Here is an 18,746-nt window from a genome sequence, read left to right on the forward strand (position 1 = left end):
TCTATGTTTCATTGGTGGACATTATATTGAGCAAGATGGTCAAAACATCGAAGCCAGTAAGTGTGAGAACCACAGACCAAACACAACGGCGGGTGAAACATGCAAACCAACATCGTAGAAGTCGAAAACTTTGTGCAACACAATGAAGAAAGGCGAAGTAGCACGTTCCAGCGCGAAGTGAAGAAGTATCTGGAACGTTATCCGTTAACCCAGCATATCGACGTGCTGCTGACCGATCTCAACGGCAGCTTCCGTGGCAAGCGCATCCCGGTAAGCGGGCTGGGTAAACTGGAGAAGGGCTGTTACTTCCCGGCCTCGGTGTTCGCGATGGATATTCTTGGCAACGTGGTGGAAGAAGCGGGGTTGGGGCAGGAATTGGGTGAGCCGGACCATATTTGTGTGCCGGTAGCCGGAACCCTGACGCCATCGGCGGCCGATCCGCAATATCTGGGCCAGGTACTGCTCACCATGCTGGATGAAGATGGTACTCCCTTTGACGTTGAACCGCGCAATGTGCTGAACCGAGTGTGGCAGCGTTTGCGTCAGCGCGGGTTATTCCCCGTAGTAGCGGTAGAGTTGGAGTTCTATCTCATCGATCGCCAGCGCGATCCGGAAGGTTATTTGCAACCCCCTTGCGCCCCAGGCACCCAGGAGCGTAACACCCAGAGCCAGGTTTATTCGGTGGACAACCTCAACCACTTTGCCGACGTGCTGAGCGAGATCGACGAACTTGCCCGCCTGCAAGGGCTCCCGGCCGACGGCGCGGTAGCGGAAGCGTCACCGGGCCAGTTTGAGGTTAACCTGCATCACACCAATGATGTGTTACAGGCCTGTGACCATGCCCTGGCATTAAAGCGGCTGATACGCATGGTGGCAGAGAAGCACCATATGCATGCAACCTTTATGGCCAAGCCTTACGAGGAACATGCGGGCAGCGGTATGCATGTGCATATCAGCATGCTGGACAAGCAAGGTAACAACGTTTTTGCCGATGCGGATGGTGAAGACTCCGCGTTGTTGAAGCAGGCGCTGGCTGGCATGATCGCCTTGATGCCTGCCTCTATGGCGCTGCTGGCTCCTAACGTTAATGCTTACCGCCGCTTCCAGGCGGGGATGTACGTTCCTACCCAGGCATCCTGGGGCCATAACAACCGCACCGTAGCGCTACGTATTCCCTGTGGCGATCGCGACAGCCACCGTGTGGAGTATCGCGTGGCGGGTGCCGATGCCAACCCTTATCTGGTGATGGCAACCATTCTGGCCGGGATTGTCTACGGCCTCGACACTCAGTTACCGCTGCTTGAGCCAGTCACCGGCAACGGGCTGGAGCAAGAGGGGCTACCTTTCCCGATCCGCCAGAGCGATGCGCTGTATGAGTTCGAACACCAGCCGGTGCTCAATGCGCTGCTGGGCGAACGTTTCAGCCACGTCTATCTGGCCTGTAAGACCGATGAGCTGCAGCAGTTTGAGCGGCTGATCACCGAAACCGAAATCGAGTGGATGCTGAAAAACGCCTGACGTCCTCAGCCCGATCCTACCGCGCGCCGGCGCATTCCCGCGGGCTACCTGTGGCCTGGCGAAGCCGTGCGCGACGGTGATGACTTCTTCCAACTTGGCGTACAGGACGCCGGTGAGGAATAACCCAATGACGATAAGTGCCATCGACGATAATGGCGCGGGCAAACCGCAACTGCGCAAGACATTGAAACTGTGGCAAGTGGTGATGATGGGCCTGGCCTATCTGACGCCAATGACGGTGTTTGACACCTTCGGTATCGTTTCTGGCGTGACAGACGGGCACGTTCCGGCGTCCTACCTGTTGGCATTGGCCGGGGTGCTGTTTACCGCCATCAGCTATGGCAAGCTGGTGCGCCAGTTCCCGACTTCGGGCTCGGCTTACACCTACGCGCAAAAGGCTATCAACCCGCACGTGGGGTTCCTAGTTGGCTGGTCATCGCTGCTGGATTACCTGTTTTTGCCGATGATCAATACGCTATTGGCCAAAATTTATCTTACGGCCCTGTTCCCAGAGGTTCCGCCATGGGTCTGGGTGGTGGGGTTTGTGATCCTGATCACCGCCATCAATCTGAAAAGCGTCAGCCTGGTGGCAAACTTCAACACCCTGTTTGTGGTGGCGCAGGTGGCGATTATCGTGGTGTTTATCTTCCTGGTGGTACGAGGTTTGCACAATGGCGAAGGGGTTGGCCAGGTGTGGAGTCTGCAACCCTTTATCAGTGAAAACGCCCATTTATTGCCGATTATTACCGGCGCCACCATCCTGTGCTTTTCGTTTCTGGGTTTTGACGCCGTCACTACGCTGTGTGAAGAAACGCCCGATGCCGCCCGTGTGATCCCGCGCGCTATCTTCCTTACTGCACTCTATGGTGGGGTGATCTTCATCACCGTGTCGTTCTTTATTCAGCTGTTCTTCCCGACGCTGGAGCGTTTCAAACAGCCTGATGCGGCACTGCCGGAAATCGCGCTGTATGTGGGCGGCAAGCTGTTCCAGTCGATCTTCCTGTGCATCACCTTTATCAACACCCTGGCTTCTGGCCTGGCTTCCCATGCCAGCGTGTCCAGGCTGCTGTATGTGATGGGGCGCGACAATGTGTTCCCGGAAAAATTCTTCGGTTACGTGCATCCTAAATGGCGCACGCCAGCGCTTAACGTGCTGCTGGTTGGTCTGGTGGCATTATCGGCATTATCCTTCGACTTGGTGACGGCGACCGCCCTGATCAACTTTGGCGCGCTGGTGGCCTTTACCTTCGTCAACCTTTCGGTGATCAGCCACTTCTATATTCGACAAGGGCGCAACAAGAGCTGGAAAGACCGCTTCCATTACCTGATCCTGCCGCTGGTGGGTGCGTTGACGGTAGGGATCTTGTGGCTGAACCTGGAAAAAAGCTCCCTGACCATGGGGCTGCTGTGGGCGGCGCTCGGGTTTGGCTATCTAGCCTATCTTACCCGTCGTTTCCGCCAGCCGCCGCCGCAGTTGGAGCGCCAACCTCAGCAGTAAAGGCATGGGCGCAGCGTTGCGCCCTTTCTTTTTCCCTGGTAGGGCAGTAGAGTAAAAAATCGTATAAAAATAACCAATTGGATCCTACGCTAATGCCTCCGTTGTCTGCTTCCCATAAAGCTACCTTGCTCGGCCTGCTGGCCATTGTGTTATGGAGCAGCGTGGTTGGCCTGATCCGCAGCGTCAGCGAAGGGTTGGGGGCGGTCGGCGGGGCGGCGATGATCTATAGCGTGGGCACGCTGTTTCTGCTGGGAGTGATGGGCATTCCCAAGCTGCGCGAGTTCCGCCGTTCCTATCTGATCCTCGGCAGTCTGCTGTTTGTGCTGTATGAGATTTGCCTCTCGCTGTCGCTGGGCTATGCCAACAACCGTATGCAGGCCATTGAGCTGGGGATGATCAACTACCTTTGGCCCTGTTTTACCGTGTTGATGGCCATTCTGTTCAATGGGCAAAAGGCCAAATGGTGGGTGGTGCCTGGTTTGTTGCTTTCCCTGTTCGGGATTGGCTGGATCATGAGTGGCAGCGGCGGTTGGTCACCGGCACAAATGCTGGCCAACGTGCGCAGTAATCCGTTGAGTTACGGGCTGGCATTCAGCGGTGCGGTGATTTGGGCCATCTATTGCAACGTGACCAAGAGGATTGCCCAGGGCAAAAACGCGGTAGTGCTGTTTATCTCGCTGACCGCGCTGGCGCTGTGGCTGATTTATCCTTTCAGTAATGAAAACGGCATGCACTTTAGCCTGCCGGTTGTGGTGGCGTTGCTGTGCGTGGGGACGGCGATGGGGGCTGGCTATGCTGCTTGGAACGTCGGGATCCTGCATGGCAATATGACGCTGCTGGCGACCGTATCTTACTTTACCCCGGTATTGTCATCGGTGTTTGCCGCCGTGGTACTCAGCACCGCGCTGACCCTCAACTTCTGGCAAGGGGTGATGATGGTCACGCTAGGATCGCTGATTTGCTGGCGGGCCACCCGCGCCGACTGAGGCCTATTTTTTACCTGCGCAGGCGGCAGAATAATGAATTTCGAGCTAATCTCAAGGTAAGTGTTCTGCCAGAAGGAACGGGAAAATGAGAAAAGATATTCAATTTATTCAGCAGCCAGCGCTTAATGGTCACAGTTTCAGCACTGGTGATATCGTTCGCCTGACCACTGCTAACCTACCGCATGAATACCAGTTGGATGTGATGATCCTGCGCCGTGACGATAAGCTGATCCACGGCTCGGTAGTCGTGGCCTCGCCGAAAGTCGATATCCCGGTCAGCCAATGGGAAATTGCCACGGGGGATGAGGTGGTATTCCGGCAAGAGAACATTGCCAAGGCCGTACCCGGAGCCCGTTGAAAAAACCAACCTGTTCGCCCTATAAAGGGGGGCCGTATCCTGCGCCCGCCTGCCACTAAGCCGACATAAGCGTCGGCTTTTTTACGCGCTTTTTAACCCCCAGGTTAAAATTTGGTGTTGTACAGCAAGACACCAAAAATCGTCATTTGAAACTTATCGACATGATGAAAATCACATCAAAAATGTTTTGTACTGCAATTTATTTTAAAAAATGAGAACGCAATCGATTACGCGATGGTAAAATGCCTGACTGGATCACAGATTATTACAGTGAGAGCTTTCTATAATGCGCACGGCTAACGGCAATAGGTAACCGTTCGTTTACAGCAGGCGTCGCCAGACACATATCATTCCAACGGGCAGGGAATGGCCCACTCAGCATGTGGTAATAAAATGAAGAAAATAGCTCTCGCAGCAGGTGTGCTTCTTTCCGCGTCTTTCAGCCCCGTTTCCATGGCGGCAGAAAGCAAAGACAGCCAGTATCTTTCAGACTGGTGGCATCAGAGTGTCAACGTAGTAGGCAGCTACCATACCCGCTTCGGGCCGCAGCTGAACAATGACGTGTATCTGGAGTATGAAGCCTTTGCCAAGAAAGACTGGCTGGATTTCTATGGCTACGTGGACGTGCCAAAGTTCTTCGGCACCGGTAACACGCCAAACCGTGGTATCTGGGATAAAGGCTCACCGCTGTTTATGGAGATCGAGCCGCGCTTCTCCATCGACAAACTGACCGGCACCAACCTGGGCTTTGGGCCGTTCAAAGAGTGGTATTTTGCCAACAACTACATTTACGACATGGGGCGTAACAACGCCTCCCGTCAAAGCACCTGGTATATGGGGCTAGGCACCGATATCGATACCGGTCTGCCGATGAGCCTGTCGATGAACATTTATGCCAAATACCAATGGCAGAACTATGGTGCATCCAACGAGAACAGCTGGGACGGCTATCGCTTCAAGGTGAAATATTTTGTGCCGTTGACCGAAATGTGGGGCGGTAACCTGAGCTATATCGGTTTCACCAACTTTGACTTTGATTCCGATCTGGGCAGCGACAACTTCGTGGTGGATGGCCGTCAGGCACGTACCAGCAACTCTATCGCCTCCAGCCACATTTTGGCGCTAAACTACGATCACTGGCATTACTCCTTCGTGGCACGTTACTTCCATAACGGTGGTCAATGGAATGATGGGGTAGACATCGGTACGCCGCAGGGGCCAATCAAGTCTACCGGCTGGGGTTACTACCTGGTTGCCGGTTATAACTTCTGATTTTGCGTGGTATCAGAAACAGGAAACCCCGCGTTGGCGGGGTTTTTTTTCATCATTATGGCTAACTTTCCGCGGGTAAATGTTTAACCGGCATAACCAATTTACCCTTGATAACGTAGCACTCATTGTCGATCCACTTGAGGATTTGCTCACGGCTGACACCTTCAAATTGCGCATAGCGATAAATATCACCATTGAAGTGCAGCTGGATGTACTCCATCAACGTCATGTGCATGGTTATAACTCCTAAACGCCCAGAAATAGCGGTTTCGCCACGCTGAGTGGTTGAGCTTTTCAAGACCTAAAGGTAAATTATTCGCAACAAAACAGCAACAAAAAAGACTAAAAAGTGGCGTTATAGTAGTGAAAAGTAGTAAAAGAAATCCCGCACGGGACGGCGGGAAATTGAGTAGTATCATTTATCGATGACATAAGATGGGTTTTGAGGTGCAACGAAAAAGAGCAGGTTTACTCATTTCTGTGGCCGACTAAAATTACTGGATGGCTTATTTTGTCGCAAGAAAAATCTACGGCATTTGCTCGGATATCATGAGTAGTTTTGCGCGTGAACAATTTTTTGCCTGATAGCCACGATCTGTTTTTTAATAATTGGTGTGAATGATATGTCGGGCTGATAGGCGGGCGCAGCATGCAGCGCCCCGTCATGGCACGGCGAACCTTTACGCTCGGGCGCAAATGTTCTTTTTGAACGTGAGTACACGGCTGCGGCTGGCGATCAGATCGACCTGGTAACCGCGGAAATACAGACAAAACCGATTCAGGTTGGGCCCATCGTTGCTTTCAACCAATATCCTCCCATCCCCCAGCGAACTTAGGGTGCCGGTTTGCACCGCCGGGCCGACCCCGATGTGGATCTGGTTGCCGCAAATTTCAAACGCGGTGCGGTATTGTGGATGATACCAGTGCCCTTGAACCTGCTTGAGACAAACCGTTTCGCTAGCGACCGGCAGAAAGCGGCGTGCAACGTGGCCAACTTCACCTTCTATGGCTTCACCTGTCCACTTAAGGTGCATTGGCTGATGGGCCGAGAGCGATACTGCATAACCGTCTTCACTTTGATACAGCGGTTCGTTGGAGCCCAGATAGGCCACGTTGCCCCCTTTAACTTCCAACCAATAGGGTTCCGCCCGGGTGGCGTAGATGCCATCTGGGATCGCCGTGCTACGTTGGGGCAGCGGTTCGTTCAACAGCGCCGCCATCACCTGTAAAATGATGGCAAAGCTGTCACAATCTTCACGGTTGGCGACCAGCAGGGCACCTGCTTGCCGGTCAGGCGCTAGCAGAAAATAGGTCTTATAACCGGCATGAGAACCGCCATGGCCGAGCAATATCTGGCTGCCAAGCGGCGTTTGCGCCAGCCCTAGTCCGTAACGGCTGACTTGGCCCTGGCTGAGCCGACGCGGGGCACTTAGCTGCGTCAGGACCCCTTTGCCAGGGCCGTTATTGGCCAGCAGGCATTGCAACCAGCGGGTGAGGGCGTTGGCGCTCCCTGTCAGGCTGCCAGAGGCGGAGAGATGCAAGCCGGCGCTGGTCTGTTGCCAACCATTGGCCGTATGCCAATAGCCGGGAGCTAGCCCAGACACCACATCAAACCAGCTTTCGGGTGCTTGTAGCTGTACGTCCAGAGGGCGGGCCAGATGCTGCTGAACCAGATCATCAAAAGCGTACCCTTTAGTCTTCAGCGCCGCTTCTACCAGGCGGTAGCCGGTATTGGTGTAGGTGATCTCACTGCCTAGCGGATAGTTGAGCCGGGTTAAACCATGGATAAACTCCATTACTGGCTGGGCCTCACTGACGGTGTTGACCGAGACGCCAAGCAGCCCCAGCGTTTGCCGAATATCGGGTAGCCCGCTGGTCATGTCCAAAGCCTGGCCTACCGTCACCTCCGCCAATTGTCCCTGCAATTCGGGCAGTAGACTGCCAAGGCGATCGTCAAGCTGCAGAGCGTTATCGGTGGCATTAAGCGCCAGCGCGGCAAAAATATGTTTGGTGATGGAGGCATAGCGCACCACGGTATCAGCAGTGAAAGGATCGCGGCGTGCCAGATCGGCCAGCCCAGCACACACCACTGCCTGGGTGTTATCAGTGTCAAACAGGGTGATAGCCCCACCGGGTTGGCCTGCGGTTTGCCAGCCTGCCAACAGTTGAGCGGCGGTTGCCTGTGCGGCGCGCCAGTGCGGGGTGTCAGACATAGTTTCCTCCTGAGATAACGAACGCCACACATCACCGTGGCCGACTACACACGAGTGTCTACCACAGCCACGATAGAGACGTGGATGGCGGGTAAGGCAAGGGTGGTCTTTCAATCCCTGATCTCTGGCCTGCAACGGGTGGGCATGGGATGAAAGAGGCCCAATTGTGGCGCAAGGCAAAAGTCACGGGCCGCTGTTTTGTGCGCTGTTCAGACCAGTGGGTCACCTTTCCATCAAAATTGGGATGCAGTGCTCAAATCGTCATGGAAGGGTATGAAAGACAGGAGGGGATATCGGTGAGGGCAAGGTTGACCCCGGCGCGATAGCGGCACCGGAGTTGTGGCGGATTAGCGTTGTTGCTCGCCCCAGGCCAGCATGCTTTCTATCATCTGCTGCAACAGGCGTTGTAAAGGTGCGGCACGGGCGGCATCAAACTCAAATGTCTGCTCGGACATATAGTTCACCTGCGCCAGCTCCAGCTGCACCGCGTGCTGGTTTTCCTGCGGTTGACCATAGGCACGGGTAATGTAGCCCCCTTTAAAGCGCCCGTTGAGCACGTGGCTGAACTGTTGTTGTTGCTGACAACAGGTGACCAGCCTGTCACTCAGTGAGGAAGGGCAGCTTTCACCCCCGTTGGTGCCCAGGTTGAGATCGGGTAGCTTGCCGTCGAACAGGCGCGGTATCACGGAGGCGATCGAGTGGGCGTCAAACAGTAAGGCGTAACCGTGTTGGGCTTTTAGCCGTGTCAGCTCATTCTGTAGTTGCTGATGGTAGGGCTGCCAGATGTTCTGCAGGTATCCGGCCCGTTCTTCGTCCGAAGGGGCTGCGTCCGGCAGAAAACTGGGGCGGCCATCGAACAACACATCCGGAAACAGACCGGTGGTGGCGGTGGTGTAGAGCGGTTTGTCATCTGCCGGCCGGTTGAGGTCAATCACCAGGCGCGAATAGTTACCCACCAGGATGCTGGCACCCATGGCACGGGCAAAATCGTACAGCCGTGGAATATGCCAGTCGGTGTCTTGCAGGGGGCGGGCCTCATCGGTGAGCCCTTTCTCAACCGCTGGCGTCAAGCGGGTGCCAGCATGGGGAATACTGATCAACAGCGGCAGTTGGCCGCTCTGGAACTCGAAAGGATCGCAAATCATTAACGGACTTCTCCTCGGAAAATCACCGTGCAGGGCAGTTGGCCGCCCAACCAGTAAGCCAGCTCTGCCGGGCGTGCCAGCGGCCAGTGAACAAAATCGGCCACTTTGCCCACTTCCAGCGAGCCGTGGGTTTCCTGCAGGCCCAAAGCCTTGGCGGCATGCAGCGTGACGCCTGCCAGCGCTTCTTCCGGCGTTAGGCGGAACAGGGTGCAGGCCATATTAATCATCAGACGCAGCGATAGTGCGGGTGAGGTGCCAGGGTTGGCATCACTGGCAATGGCCATCTTGACGCCGTGTTTGCGGAACAGCTCAACCGGTGGGCACTGCGTTTCTCGTAACAAGTAGTAGGCCCCCGGTAACAGTACCGCCACGGTTCCGGCCGCTGCCATCGCCATTGCATCTTGTTCGGTGGCATATTCCAGGTGATCGGCGGAAAGGGCATGATGCCGTGCCGCCAATGTGCTGCCACCCAGAGCCGAAAGCTGCTCCGCGTGCAGTTTCACCGGCAGGCCAGCTTGTTCTGCGGCTGCGAAAACCCTCTCAACCTGCTCAGGGGAGAAGGCCAGATGTTCGCAAAACGCGTCTACTGCATCTGCCAGACCTGCTGCTGCGGCTTCAGGGATGATGGTATTGCACACCAGATCGATATAGTCGTCGCTGCGTCCGGCATATTCCGGTGGCAGGGCATGAGCGGCCAGGCAGGTGGTTTTCACTTCGACAGGTAATATTTCTGCCAGACGACGTGCGACACGTAGCATTTTCAACTCGCTTGCCAGCGTTAAGCCGTAGCCGGATTTGATTTCTACGCAGGTGACACCCTCTGCCAGCAATGGCCGCAGGCGGAACAAGGCTTGTTCCAGCAACAACTCTTCTTGTGCATCGCGCGTGGCCTTGACCGTGGAGATAATCCCACCGCCCTGAGCGGCAATCTCTGCGTAGCTCACCCCGTTCAAACGTTGTTCAAACTCACCACTGCGGTTGCCGCCAAACACCAGGTGCGTGTGGCAATCCACCAGGCCGGGGGTGATGATGCCACCGTCAAGCTTCACCGTTTTGGTCGCGGCCAAGGCTGGCATGGCGGCCTGTTCACCCATCCAGACAATCTTGCCTGCGCGTACGGCGATCGCCCCGTTGCTGATGATGTGATACTTGCCGTCACGCATGGTGACGATATCGGCCCCGTGCCACAGGCTGTCGCAGTGGATCTCAGACGTCATGGTGTTCCCGCTCCCACATGGTTGTATATACAATTAAAAACAACCTAGCGCATTCGCCGGGCTGCGACAAGAGAGGGGATAAATATTTGTTACCGAGATGTGATGAAACGCGAAAAAGGCAGGGTCTAGCGGTACCGGAAACGGCACTAGGGGCGCTGCACATAAACTGCGCCCCCTGGGTAGCACGCTCTGTCCAACTTAAACCTGATTGATAAAACGGCCAAACAGCTGATAGCGGCTGCCTGGATAGAGCAGGCGGGCAGAGGTCACCACCATTTTGCCAGACCAGGTGCGACGATGGATCAGCAGGCCCGGCTCGTGGTCTTCCAATTGCAGCAGTTCGCGCTCTTGCTTGGTTGGCACCACGGCTTCGACAATATGTTCACCTGCGGTCAGCGGAGCGGACTGGGTCAGGTAAATATAGGGCGTGACCCGATCAAAATCCTGCTTCATATAATCTGGGGCTGCCAGCGGGTTGACGCAGCGATCTTCCACCTGCACCGGCACGTCATTTTCATAATGCACAATCTGCGAGTAGAACAGCTGCTGGCCCGGCGGGATCCCCAATGCCGTCGCCTCCTCTGCGCTGGCCGGGCGGGCGGTCAGCTGCAAAATTTTACTGCTGTGGCGGTGCCCTCGGGCGGCGATCTCATCGGCGATATTATGTACTTCCAGCAACGCGGTGTGTGCCTTGGCCTCGGCCACGAAGGTGCCAACGCCCTGCATGCGGATCAAAAAGCCCTCGCTGGTCAATTCACGCAAGGCCCGGTTGATGGTCATGCGGCTGACGCCCAGCTCGCTGACCAGTTCACTTTCCGAGGGAACGCGTTGGTGCGGCTGCCAGTGGCCCGCACGGATTTGGCTTACGATGGCCTGTTTGACCCGTTGATAGATCGGGGCGGGGGTTTCGCTCATTGCTGCAGCCAGCTGCAACACGGTCTGTTGATCTACCACGACGTTAACCTCGTCAAATAAAAAAATAATAACACCAGTTTACTGTTGATGTTGAAGATATGTATATGTATATACAAGTAAGCGTCCGTTCACCAGATGAATGAAACTGGTTTACAAATTTTTTACCTGCGCGGCGTGACAGTCGTGCGTTCTTAGCCGTTACACCTACTTTGGAATACTGCTATGCCTGCTTATTTTGCCTCTCGCGCACTGCTTCCGACCGGTTGGGCCCATAACGTACGGCTTGAAGTCGATGCTCACGGCCAATTGGCCCAAGTGACCCCCAATACTGACTCAGACGGCTGCCTGCGTCTGCACGGCGACGTGGTGCCGGGCATGCCGAACCTGCACTCTCATGCCTTCCAGCGCGCGATGGCGGGGCTGGCGGAAGTCGCGGGCAACCCACAAGACAGCTTCTGGACCTGGCGCGATCTGATGTATCGCCTGGTTCAGCGCTTAACCCCGGAGCAGGTTGGGGTTATCGCCCGTCAACTGTATATCGAAATGCTCAAGGGCGGCTACACCCAGGTTGCCGAGTTCCATTATCTGCATCACACACCGGAAGGAAAAGCCTACGCCGACCGGGGCGAGATGACAGGTCGCCTCAGTGAGGCAGCGCTTCAGGCAGGCATTGGCATGACACTATTGCCGGTGCTTTACAGCTACGCCGGGTTTGGTGCTCAGCCTGCGCAAGCGGGGCAACGGCGCTTTATTCAGAGTGCGGAGAGCTACCTCGAACAGCAACAGGTGATAGCCCGCCAACTGGCAGGCCAGCCATTGCAGAATCAGGGGTTATGTTTCCATTCGCTGAGGGCGGTTGAACTGGGGCAGATGCAGCAGATCCTGGCGGCCTCTGACCAGGCCTTGCCGGTACATATTCATATCGCCGAGCAGCAAAAAGAGGTCAACGACTGCCTGGCCTGGAGCGGTCAACGCCCGGTGGCCTGGCTGTATGAACATTTGCCGGTGGATAGCCGCTGGTGTCTGGTGCATGCCACTCATCTGGATCGTGTGGAGCTTGAGCAACTGGCTCACAGCAAAGCTGTGGCCGGATTATGTCCGACCACCGAGGCGAATCTAGGAGACGGCATTTTCCCAGGCGACATTTATTTGCACCACCAGGGGCGCTGGGGGATCGGTTCGGACAGCCATGTTTCCCTAAACGTGGTAGAAGAGTTACGCTGGTTTGAGTATGGGCAGCGGCTGCGCGATCAGCGCCGTAACCGCCTGACCACGCCAGAGCAACCCGCTGTGGCAGACGTGCTTTATCAACAGGCATTACGGGGCGGTGCTCAGGCCTGTGGTACGGCAATTGGCAAGCTGGCGGTAGGCTATCGTGCGGACTGGTTGGTGCTGGATGGTGAGGACCCGTATCTGGCATCTGCGCCTGATGCCTCTATCCTCAACCGCTGGTTGTTTGCCGGGGGCAAAGAGCAGATCCGCGACGTATTTGTTGCAGGCCGGCAGGTGATTGAGCAGGGGCGTCACGCGTTGCAACAACAAAGCAGCGCTGAGTTCCTACAGGTGCTGAAAACGTTCCAACAGGAGGCGTGATGAAACTGAACCGTTTCGATTTTGCCGAGCTGCCGGTGAGCCCTTGGGTTAATGGCGGCGGAGAAACTCGCGAAATTACCTGCCAACCGCCGGGCAACACCGAATTCGGCTGGCGTGCCAGCATTGCTACCATCGCGCAGAATGGGCCTTTCTCGGCCTTTAACGGCATTGACCGGTCCATCACTTTGCTGGAAGGCGATGGCGTACATTTGTTCAGCGAAGGCCTGATCGATCACCGGTTGCAGCGCATCGGTGAGCCGTTTGCTTTCTCTGGGGATGTGTCGCTAGAGGCCAGATTATTGGGCGGCAGCAGCCAGGACTTCAACATCATGACGCGGCGTGGTCACTACCAGGCGCAGGTGCAACGCATTGCTGAAACCATCGGGCTATCGCTACAGCATGCCGGTGTGTTGTATGTGCTGCGAGGGCAATGGCAGTTGCCAGACGGCAAGTTGCTGGCCGCACGACAGGGTTGCTGGTGGCTACCAGGGGATGGCCCGCTAAGGCTGGTGGCTCAGGGCAATGATGCGCGGGCCTTATGGGCCGATATCGTGCCTGCCACGCTGTTATAGGGAGCTGTAGGCCGAGCCTGCGCATTCTTTGTCACCAATCTGGACTATTCCGATTACTCTGCCAGGGCTGACGTGAGAATATAACACCAAGAGAGGCCGGGCTTGCATACCTTGGGCTCTTACAGGATCGCCAACCATTTCGGTTGGCGATTCACTTTCCCTCTTTCAGCATGTTGATCGCTGCACCGATCAGGATGCGCTGCTCGATATCGTGGCTTTCCGCCAGATGCTGCGCCAACTGCCTGGACAGGCTCTCCACCGACAATTCCTCGCCTCGATGACGCAACTGAATCACGCTGTCGCCAATCAATCGGGCAACCTCATCCCATACTGGTTTGATCTCCTGTTCCGAGAACTTCATCGCTAACCTCGGCTGGGTGATTTTTGCTCAATGTAGCAGTTGCCAACCGGCTACGCCAGCCGTCAGGCCATAGAGAAAATAAAACCGGAAGTATAAAGATCATCCCATCAGTGTTTCTTCTGGTTTTTATATTCAATACTGGATTGGTCAAATCAACGAGAGGGGCGCAACCATGAAACTGGTCGAACAATTAGCGGCTTATTATCAACTTAGCCGAGATGCCGAAGTGAAAAACCGCTGGTGCCGTTGGTGGCTACCACAGGGGGAGGCCCGCATCGCCTATTTGCGTGAGCTGTTGGAGCCAGTGGCCAAAGCGCCTCCTACCCGAGCGGGAGAGGCGGTTAACAAAATGCAGGATTAGCCGAAGACGATAGCTGCCCAGCGCAATAGCAGCAGGGCCAGACAGATCAGCACCAGGATCACAAACATTTTCCAGTGTTTGGTACGCATACGCTTGGTTGGCAATTCGGGGTTCCTTATTTTTCTTTAGACGCAGAGATACCAACTACCCAGAGCGATGAGGATGATGGCTATAACTGTGATGATTTTCAGTAAATCACTGAAGGTGTCATCGGGATCTTGCTCTGCCTGGTTCATTTTATTGCCCTGGCAGGTTGGCTGCCATTGAGGACATGTTGATCCACAGTATGAATGCTGCACTGCGATACGCACAGAACTTTACCGTAAAGTCAGGTAAAAAGCAGGGGCTGCGAGCCGGTGCGGCAACGTGATGGATGCAGACGTGAGGGAATACGGTGTAATATTGCCTGAGCACCTGTGACTCAATCAATAAAGGTAAAGCAATGGCCATTCCTGAAAAGTATGAAAATGTAGAACGTTGGGCGTTTGGTGATACCGAACAGCAGGCGGATGAGTTGGTGAAGCTGGTGCTGGATGGCGTCAAAACCGCCACCTGTTCCAATCTGGATGGCGAAGGTATTCCGCAGCCTGGCGATGTCTTTGTGGTGGTGGACGGCAAGAATGAGCCGGTGTGCGCCATTGAGCTGACGAAGGTGGATATGAGCACCTATGAGCAAGTGGATGCTGCTCATGCTCTGGCTGAGGGGGAAGGCGATCGCTCGCTGGATTACTGGCGCAAAGAGCACAAACGCTTCTTCGAAGAGTATGAACTGTTCTCACCGGATATGACGCTGGTGTTGATGCATTTCAAGGTTATCGAAAAATTCTGAGTGATGTCTCAGCCTGAAGTGCCCTACGAGTGCCAATGGGCGACGCCAGAGCTGGCTGCCGATCTGATTGCCGGGCGTGCCACGTTGGCGGATGATGCCAACTGGGTGCTGAGCGGGGCGGCCAGCCAGGCGGAATATGTCGAGTGGGCCAACCACGTGTGCGGCATGGCCTGTCTGAAAATGGTGCTGACGCACCGGGATGGCACGGCGCCGCCCTTGCTGGAGCTGGCACGCCGCAGCATGCCTTACGGGGCCTATGTGCGCGACGGCGAACGGATCAAGGGGCTGATTTATGCGCCCTTTGTGGTGTTTGTGCGTGAACAGTTTGCGCTAACGGCAGAGGTGCGAGTCAATCTCGATGAACGTCAGTTGCCGCAGTTGCTGGAGCAACACCGCTATTTTATCGCCTCGGTGCATCCGAGTATCCGGCAGCCAGCGGCACAGCCGCCAGCGCGGGGTGGGCATCTAGTGTTGGTGTTCGCTGCAGATCGGCATAGCGTTACCTTTCATAATCCTTCCGGTGATAGCCTTGCCAGTCGCCAGAAGGTGACAATGTCACTGGCAGATTTTGGCCGCTTCTTTGCCGGGCGCGGTATCGCCATCGTATAAAACAACGTGCCGTGCCCAATGGGAACACGGCGTGTCCTTTCTCCTGAACCTCTCTACTCCAGCCGCATCACCCAGGCATCCGCATGTCGATCGTAATGCTGTTTGTACAGCAGCGACTGTTGGCCATCCAGCATAGCCGGAATACTGGTGTGCTCGTCCCAACCGTCTAGCTGCATGCACAGGTCGGGGTCCGATTTGCAGGGGATCGCCAGGGTGCTTTTCCCTTCGGCGTGTTCAGATGCTGGCGTTAAATGCGCGTCATCAACCTCGAAGCTGCCTATTTTCACGACGGTTTTGTCCATTGGAACTCCTTGCTGAAACTAGTGGTATGAGGTGTGACCAGTTGTGACCACCCAATAAGCATAGACAAACAGGCGAAAAAGTCACAAAAAAAGTAGCCATTGGTCCGCGGGACGCTGCCGTGGCACTAGACCCAACCATCAATGCTTACTTAATAGTCACGATAAATATTAACGTTACTCACTATCGCACTCCTTAACCATTTTAAAGTCGAGGTATAGCGCGCCTTGTTGGAATAAAGTTTGTTAATAACATGGAAAATGGTTTTTTATTCTTATTTCATTCAAAGCAGATAAATTCCGCTTAAGCTAAATTTATTAATCTATATTTAACCACGATAGCCTGTTTCATCAGGTTGTTACCGTCAGGGTTCCCTTGCAAAAAAACAGAACCCGGCTTGAGCGTCGTCCTTTGGCAGTTTTTGGCAGTGCGTGAGTCCACCAGAGAATTTCCATACGCAACCTGGTTGCATGAATACACATCGGTGTAAGTTGTTATTGGGAGTTATCATGGGCGAAAAAAAACGTTTATTACTGGCCTTGTTGGCTGCTGCAACCTTGACGTTGGCTTCTGGTGTGCAGGCGGCGGGGACCTTGACAGGGCAAGTCGGTATTCAGTTGACGATCGGTAGCGGCTGTACCGTGGGTAATGGCGGCGCGACTGGCGGCACCAACCAATGGGGGACCTTGAACTTTGGCAGTTACTCCGATCTGACCAGCGTAATCAACGGTACGGTGTTTGGTGCCAATGGCTCCAGCGCGGTCACCATCACCTGCAGCAACGGCCTTAGCCCGACGCTGTCGCTCAATGGCGGTCTGGCGGCAACGGGCGGGCTGCGCGCCATGAGTTCCGGCGGCGACACCATTCCTTATCGCCTCTATTCTGATAGTGCACGTACCACGGAAATCGCCATTAATACACCGATTGCTTTAACGACGGGCACCACGGCGCAAAACATCCCGATTTATGGCCGCGTATTACCTGGCGACCAACTCAGTACCACACCAACCGCAGGGACTTACAACGATACCGTAGTCGCCACGCTTTCCTGGTAAGGCTGTTATTCCGTCGGGGGCGAATCAGCCCCTGGCTGGTTTTCTATACGGGAAGGAATGAGCATGGGGATCAGGGTATTGCTGCTGTTGCCAGCGATCTTGTCGCAGTCTTTGCTGCTCAACATTTCCTTAGGCCAGGCGGCGACGATCGGTATTGCGGCTACGTTGCTGCCCGCCTGTGAAGCGGGAACAACGACGTCTGGCAATACCAGCTTTGGCACGATGAATTTCGGCAATTTTGCCGCTGTGAACACTGTGATCAACGCGACCAGCGCCCAGTTGGCCGGCTCAATCCGTGTCAAATGCGTCAGTGGTCTGAGTTATAAAATCTTGCTGGATGGGGGCAGCAGCGGCGTGGTTACGAATCGCAAAATGGTAAATACCACCAATAGCTCGGCTAGCGTGTTGTACAACCTTTACACCAACCAACCTGGTGGAACGATTTGGGATAACACCACCGGGTTGAGTGACACTGGCAACGGAGCCGATCAATGGCACACCGTCTATGGCCGTGTTCCCGCGCAAACCACACCGGCAGCCGGTATTTATCTGGATACGGTGAATGTCACCGTGTCCTGGTAGCGGGGGCATTGATGCGCAATGTCTCCTTGCTCATGCTGCCGTTGATGATGTGCGGTGCGCTACGTGCTGCCACGCCAACTACCACCACCTTTACCGTGACGGCAACCCTGACCAACGGCTGTGCTTTTGGCAGCTCGTTTTCCAGCCCCACATCCAACCTCGGCACCATCAATTTTGGCACCATGACGACCCTTGCCAGTAATGTTGATACCGTGAGCACCGCCGGTGCCGGTTCGGTGGTAGTGACCTGTACGCCGGGAGCGACCGTCAGCATAGCCATGGATTACGGCATCCACGGGGGCAGCGCTACCCGGCGTTTTATGCAAAACAGCGCCAATAGCGACACGCTGGGTTATCAGCTGTTTCGCGATGCCAACCGTAGTCAGGTCTGGGGCAATGGCGCATTGGTGATGTCTATCCCCAGTTTTCCCAGCACCACACAAACTTACCCGGTTTATGCCCGGTTATACGCCGTGACCACACTGCCTTCGGCAGGCACTTATACCGATACGGTCACCGTAACATTAACTTATTGAATCATCAGGATATGAGCCATGTCTACCTTGTTTACCCGTATTATCAGCGCTGTAGTATTGAGTTACACCCTGTGTGCTTCAATCACGGCACAAGCCGCCAGCTCGGTGCTGGTCTGGCCGGTGTATCAAATCATTGAGTCCGATCAGAACGGTTCCGCCTTATGGCTGGAAAATCGCGGGGCAGAACCCGTTTCTCTACAGGTGCGGGTGCTGGCGTGGAAACAGGAAAATTTTAACGAGCGCTATGCCGATCAGAATAACGTGGTCGCCAGCCCACCTTTTGCCACCGTACCACCGGGGCAACGCCAACTGATCAGGCTGATCCGCAATACGCCGGTACCGGCCAATACTGAGCAGGCCTACCGCATCATCGTTGATGAAATCCCGTCGCCGATCAACGGCGCTGCCGGGGGGCAAAGTAAGGCGGTGGTCGGGCTGCAGTTACAGATGCGCTATCTGCTGCCGCTGTTTATGGATGGTGGCGGCTTATGGACCAACGAACGTAGCGATATCAAACGTGATGCCGCCACGGCGACGCGCCCAGTATTGCAATGGCACACGGTCAATGACGGCGGGAAAACCTATTTGCAGGTGCGTAATAGCGGCATTGTGCATGCGCGGCTGAGTAATGTGTTCTGGTCAGAGAAAGGCAACCAACAGCAGGGCGTGAAAACCATGATCGCGGGTTTTATGGGCTACGTCTTGCCTGGGCAGTCGATGCGCTGGCCGGTTCCTGCCGGGGTTAGCCCTGGTGCGCAACTCAATGCGCAAATTGCCGATAACACCAAACCCATCGTCATTCCACGCGGCGAATAGCGGCAGGAAG

Annotated in this window: 22 protein-coding genes; 14 read left to right on the plus strand and 8 right to left on the minus strand. The window is 55.2% G+C overall.

Annotated features, from left to right (window positions below):
• Window positions 1-99: 99 nt before the first annotated feature.
• The 5 genes from KGP26_RS12840 (at window position 100) to KGP26_RS12860 (ending at window position 5,632) form a co-directional block, all read left to right on the plus strand.
• Window positions 100-1,518: a glutamine synthetase family protein gene (locus KGP26_RS12840; protein ID WP_223665539.1), complete on the plus strand. Its 1,419-nt coding sequence runs from the start codon at window positions 100-102 to the stop codon at window positions 1,516-1,518.
• 127 nt (window positions 1,519-1,645) lie between these two features.
• Complete coding sequence (locus KGP26_RS12845) at window positions 1,646-3,016, plus strand: APC family permease (RefSeq protein WP_021804646.1); 1,371 nt, start codon at window positions 1,646-1,648, stop codon at window positions 3,014-3,016.
• 92 nt (window positions 3,017-3,108) lie between these two features.
• A complete protein-coding gene (yddG, locus tag KGP26_RS12850) occupies window positions 3,109-4,002 on the plus strand; it encodes an aromatic amino acid DMT transporter YddG (protein ID WP_223665540.1) in 894 nt (297 codons plus the stop codon).
• 85 nt (window positions 4,003-4,087) lie between these two features.
• Window positions 4,088-4,360 (plus strand): hypothetical protein, encoded by a 273-nt coding sequence (locus KGP26_RS12855; RefSeq protein WP_021804644.1) that lies wholly within the window; start codon window positions 4,088-4,090, stop codon window positions 4,358-4,360.
• 393 nt (window positions 4,361-4,753) lie between these two features.
• Window positions 4,754-5,632: a nucleoside-specific channel-forming protein Tsx gene (locus KGP26_RS12860; RefSeq protein WP_223665541.1), complete on the plus strand. Its 879-nt coding sequence runs from the start codon at window positions 4,754-4,756 to the stop codon at window positions 5,630-5,632.
• A gap of 61 nt (window positions 5,633-5,693) precedes the next feature.
• Here KGP26_RS12860 and KGP26_RS12865 read toward each other — a convergent pair whose 3' ends face one another.
• The 5 genes from KGP26_RS12865 to hutC all read right to left on the minus strand — a co-directional run bounded on the left by KGP26_RS12865 (window position 5,694) and on the right by hutC (window position 11,161).
• Window positions 5,694-5,867 (minus strand): hypothetical protein, encoded by a 174-nt coding sequence (locus KGP26_RS12865; RefSeq protein WP_021178238.1) that lies wholly within the window; start codon window positions 5,865-5,867, stop codon window positions 5,694-5,696.
• Between the two features lie 445 nt (window positions 5,868-6,312).
• Entirely contained in the window at window positions 6,313-7,845 is a 1,533-nt protein-coding gene (locus KGP26_RS12870; protein WP_223665542.1) for a serine hydrolase, read from the minus strand.
• A gap of 347 nt (window positions 7,846-8,192) precedes the next feature.
• Complete coding sequence (gene hutG, locus KGP26_RS12875; protein ID WP_021804641.1) at window positions 8,193-8,990, minus strand: N-formylglutamate deformylase; 798 nt, start codon at window positions 8,988-8,990, stop codon at window positions 8,193-8,195.
• Window positions 8,990-10,207 (minus strand): imidazolonepropionase, encoded by a 1,218-nt coding sequence (hutI, locus tag KGP26_RS12880; protein ID WP_223665543.1) that lies wholly within the window; start codon window positions 10,205-10,207, stop codon window positions 8,990-8,992. Before hutI ends, hutG begins: the two co-directional genes overlap by 1 nt.
• Before the next feature lie 198 nt (window positions 10,208-10,405).
• A complete protein-coding gene (gene hutC, locus KGP26_RS12885; protein WP_021804639.1) occupies window positions 10,406-11,161 on the minus strand; it encodes a histidine utilization repressor in 756 nt (251 codons plus the stop codon).
• 183 nt (window positions 11,162-11,344) lie between these two features.
• On the opposite strand from hutC, the gene KGP26_RS12890 reads away from it, so the two are divergent.
• Both KGP26_RS12890 and KGP26_RS12895 read left to right on the plus strand, forming a co-directional pair.
• Window positions 11,345-12,715, plus strand: coding sequence for a formimidoylglutamate deiminase (locus tag KGP26_RS12890; RefSeq protein WP_223665544.1), 1,371 nt, complete (start codon window positions 11,345-11,347; stop codon window positions 12,713-12,715).
• The gene (locus KGP26_RS12895) at window positions 12,715-13,287 is read left to right on the plus strand and encodes a HutD family protein (protein WP_223665545.1); all 573 of its coding nucleotides are present in this window, start codon (window positions 12,715-12,717) and stop codon (window positions 13,285-13,287) included. Before KGP26_RS12890 ends, KGP26_RS12895 begins: the two co-directional genes overlap by 1 nt.
• Window positions 13,288-13,438: 151 nt before the next feature.
• On the opposite strand, the gene KGP26_RS12900 is transcribed toward KGP26_RS12895, so the two are convergent.
• Window positions 13,439-13,648: a hypothetical protein gene (locus tag KGP26_RS12900; protein ID WP_223665546.1), complete on the minus strand. Its 210-nt coding sequence runs from the start codon at window positions 13,646-13,648 to the stop codon at window positions 13,439-13,441.
• A gap of 172 nt (window positions 13,649-13,820) precedes the next feature.
• Between KGP26_RS12900 and KGP26_RS12905 the strand changes: the two genes are divergently transcribed.
• Entirely contained in the window at window positions 13,821-14,009 is a 189-nt protein-coding gene (locus KGP26_RS12905) for a hypothetical protein (RefSeq protein WP_059200596.1), read from the plus strand.
• Here the strand turns inward: KGP26_RS12905 and yniD are convergent.
• Entirely contained in the window at window positions 14,006-14,113 is a 108-nt protein-coding gene (yniD, locus tag KGP26_RS12910) for a small membrane protein YniD (protein WP_223499378.1), read from the minus strand. The two genes, KGP26_RS12905 and yniD, sit on opposite strands and share 4 nt — an antisense overlap.
• Window positions 14,114-14,451: 338 nt before the next feature.
• Between yniD and KGP26_RS12915 the strand changes: the two genes are divergently transcribed.
• Both KGP26_RS12915 and KGP26_RS12920 read left to right on the plus strand, forming a co-directional pair.
• Complete coding sequence (locus tag KGP26_RS12915; protein ID WP_021804633.1) at window positions 14,452-14,838, plus strand: ASCH domain-containing protein; 387 nt, start codon at window positions 14,452-14,454, stop codon at window positions 14,836-14,838.
• Between the two features lie 3 nt (window positions 14,839-14,841).
• Window positions 14,842-15,447 carry a hypothetical protein gene (locus KGP26_RS12920; RefSeq protein WP_223665547.1) on the plus strand — a complete coding sequence of 202 codons (606 nt, stop codon included), beginning with the start codon at window positions 14,842-14,844 and terminating at the stop codon, window positions 15,445-15,447.
• A 53-nt stretch (window positions 15,448-15,500) separates the two neighbouring features.
• Here KGP26_RS12920 and KGP26_RS12925 read toward each other — a convergent pair whose 3' ends face one another.
• Entirely contained in the window at window positions 15,501-15,749 is a 249-nt protein-coding gene (locus tag KGP26_RS12925) for a DUF1480 family protein (RefSeq protein ID WP_223665548.1), read from the minus strand.
• A 507-nt stretch (window positions 15,750-16,256) separates the two neighbouring features.
• Between KGP26_RS12925 and KGP26_RS12930 the strand changes: the two genes are divergently transcribed.
• From KGP26_RS12930 to KGP26_RS12945, 4 genes are all read left to right on the plus strand, one after another.
• The gene (locus tag KGP26_RS12930; protein ID WP_021804630.1) at window positions 16,257-16,802 is read left to right on the plus strand and encodes a spore coat U domain-containing protein; all 546 of its coding nucleotides are present in this window, start codon (window positions 16,257-16,259) and stop codon (window positions 16,800-16,802) included.
• A gap of 63 nt (window positions 16,803-16,865) precedes the next feature.
• The gene (locus tag KGP26_RS12935) at window positions 16,866-17,384 is read left to right on the plus strand and encodes a spore coat U domain-containing protein (RefSeq protein ID WP_021804629.1); all 519 of its coding nucleotides are present in this window, start codon (window positions 16,866-16,868) and stop codon (window positions 17,382-17,384) included.
• Window positions 17,385-17,395: 11 nt separating this feature from the next.
• On the plus strand, window positions 17,396-17,920 hold the full coding sequence (locus tag KGP26_RS12940) for a spore coat U domain-containing protein (protein WP_021804628.1): 525 nt from the start codon (window positions 17,396-17,398) through the stop codon (window positions 17,918-17,920).
• Between the two features lie 18 nt (window positions 17,921-17,938).
• Window positions 17,939-18,736 (plus strand): molecular chaperone, encoded by a 798-nt coding sequence (locus KGP26_RS12945; RefSeq protein ID WP_021804627.1) that lies wholly within the window; start codon window positions 17,939-17,941, stop codon window positions 18,734-18,736.
• Window positions 18,737-18,746: the final 10 nt, after the last annotated feature.

The sequence above is a fragment of the Serratia sp. JSRIV002 genome, assembly GCF_019968725.1.
In the GTDB taxonomy this organism is placed as follows: Bacteria; Pseudomonadota; Gammaproteobacteria; order Enterobacterales; family Enterobacteriaceae; genus Chania; species Chania fonticola_B.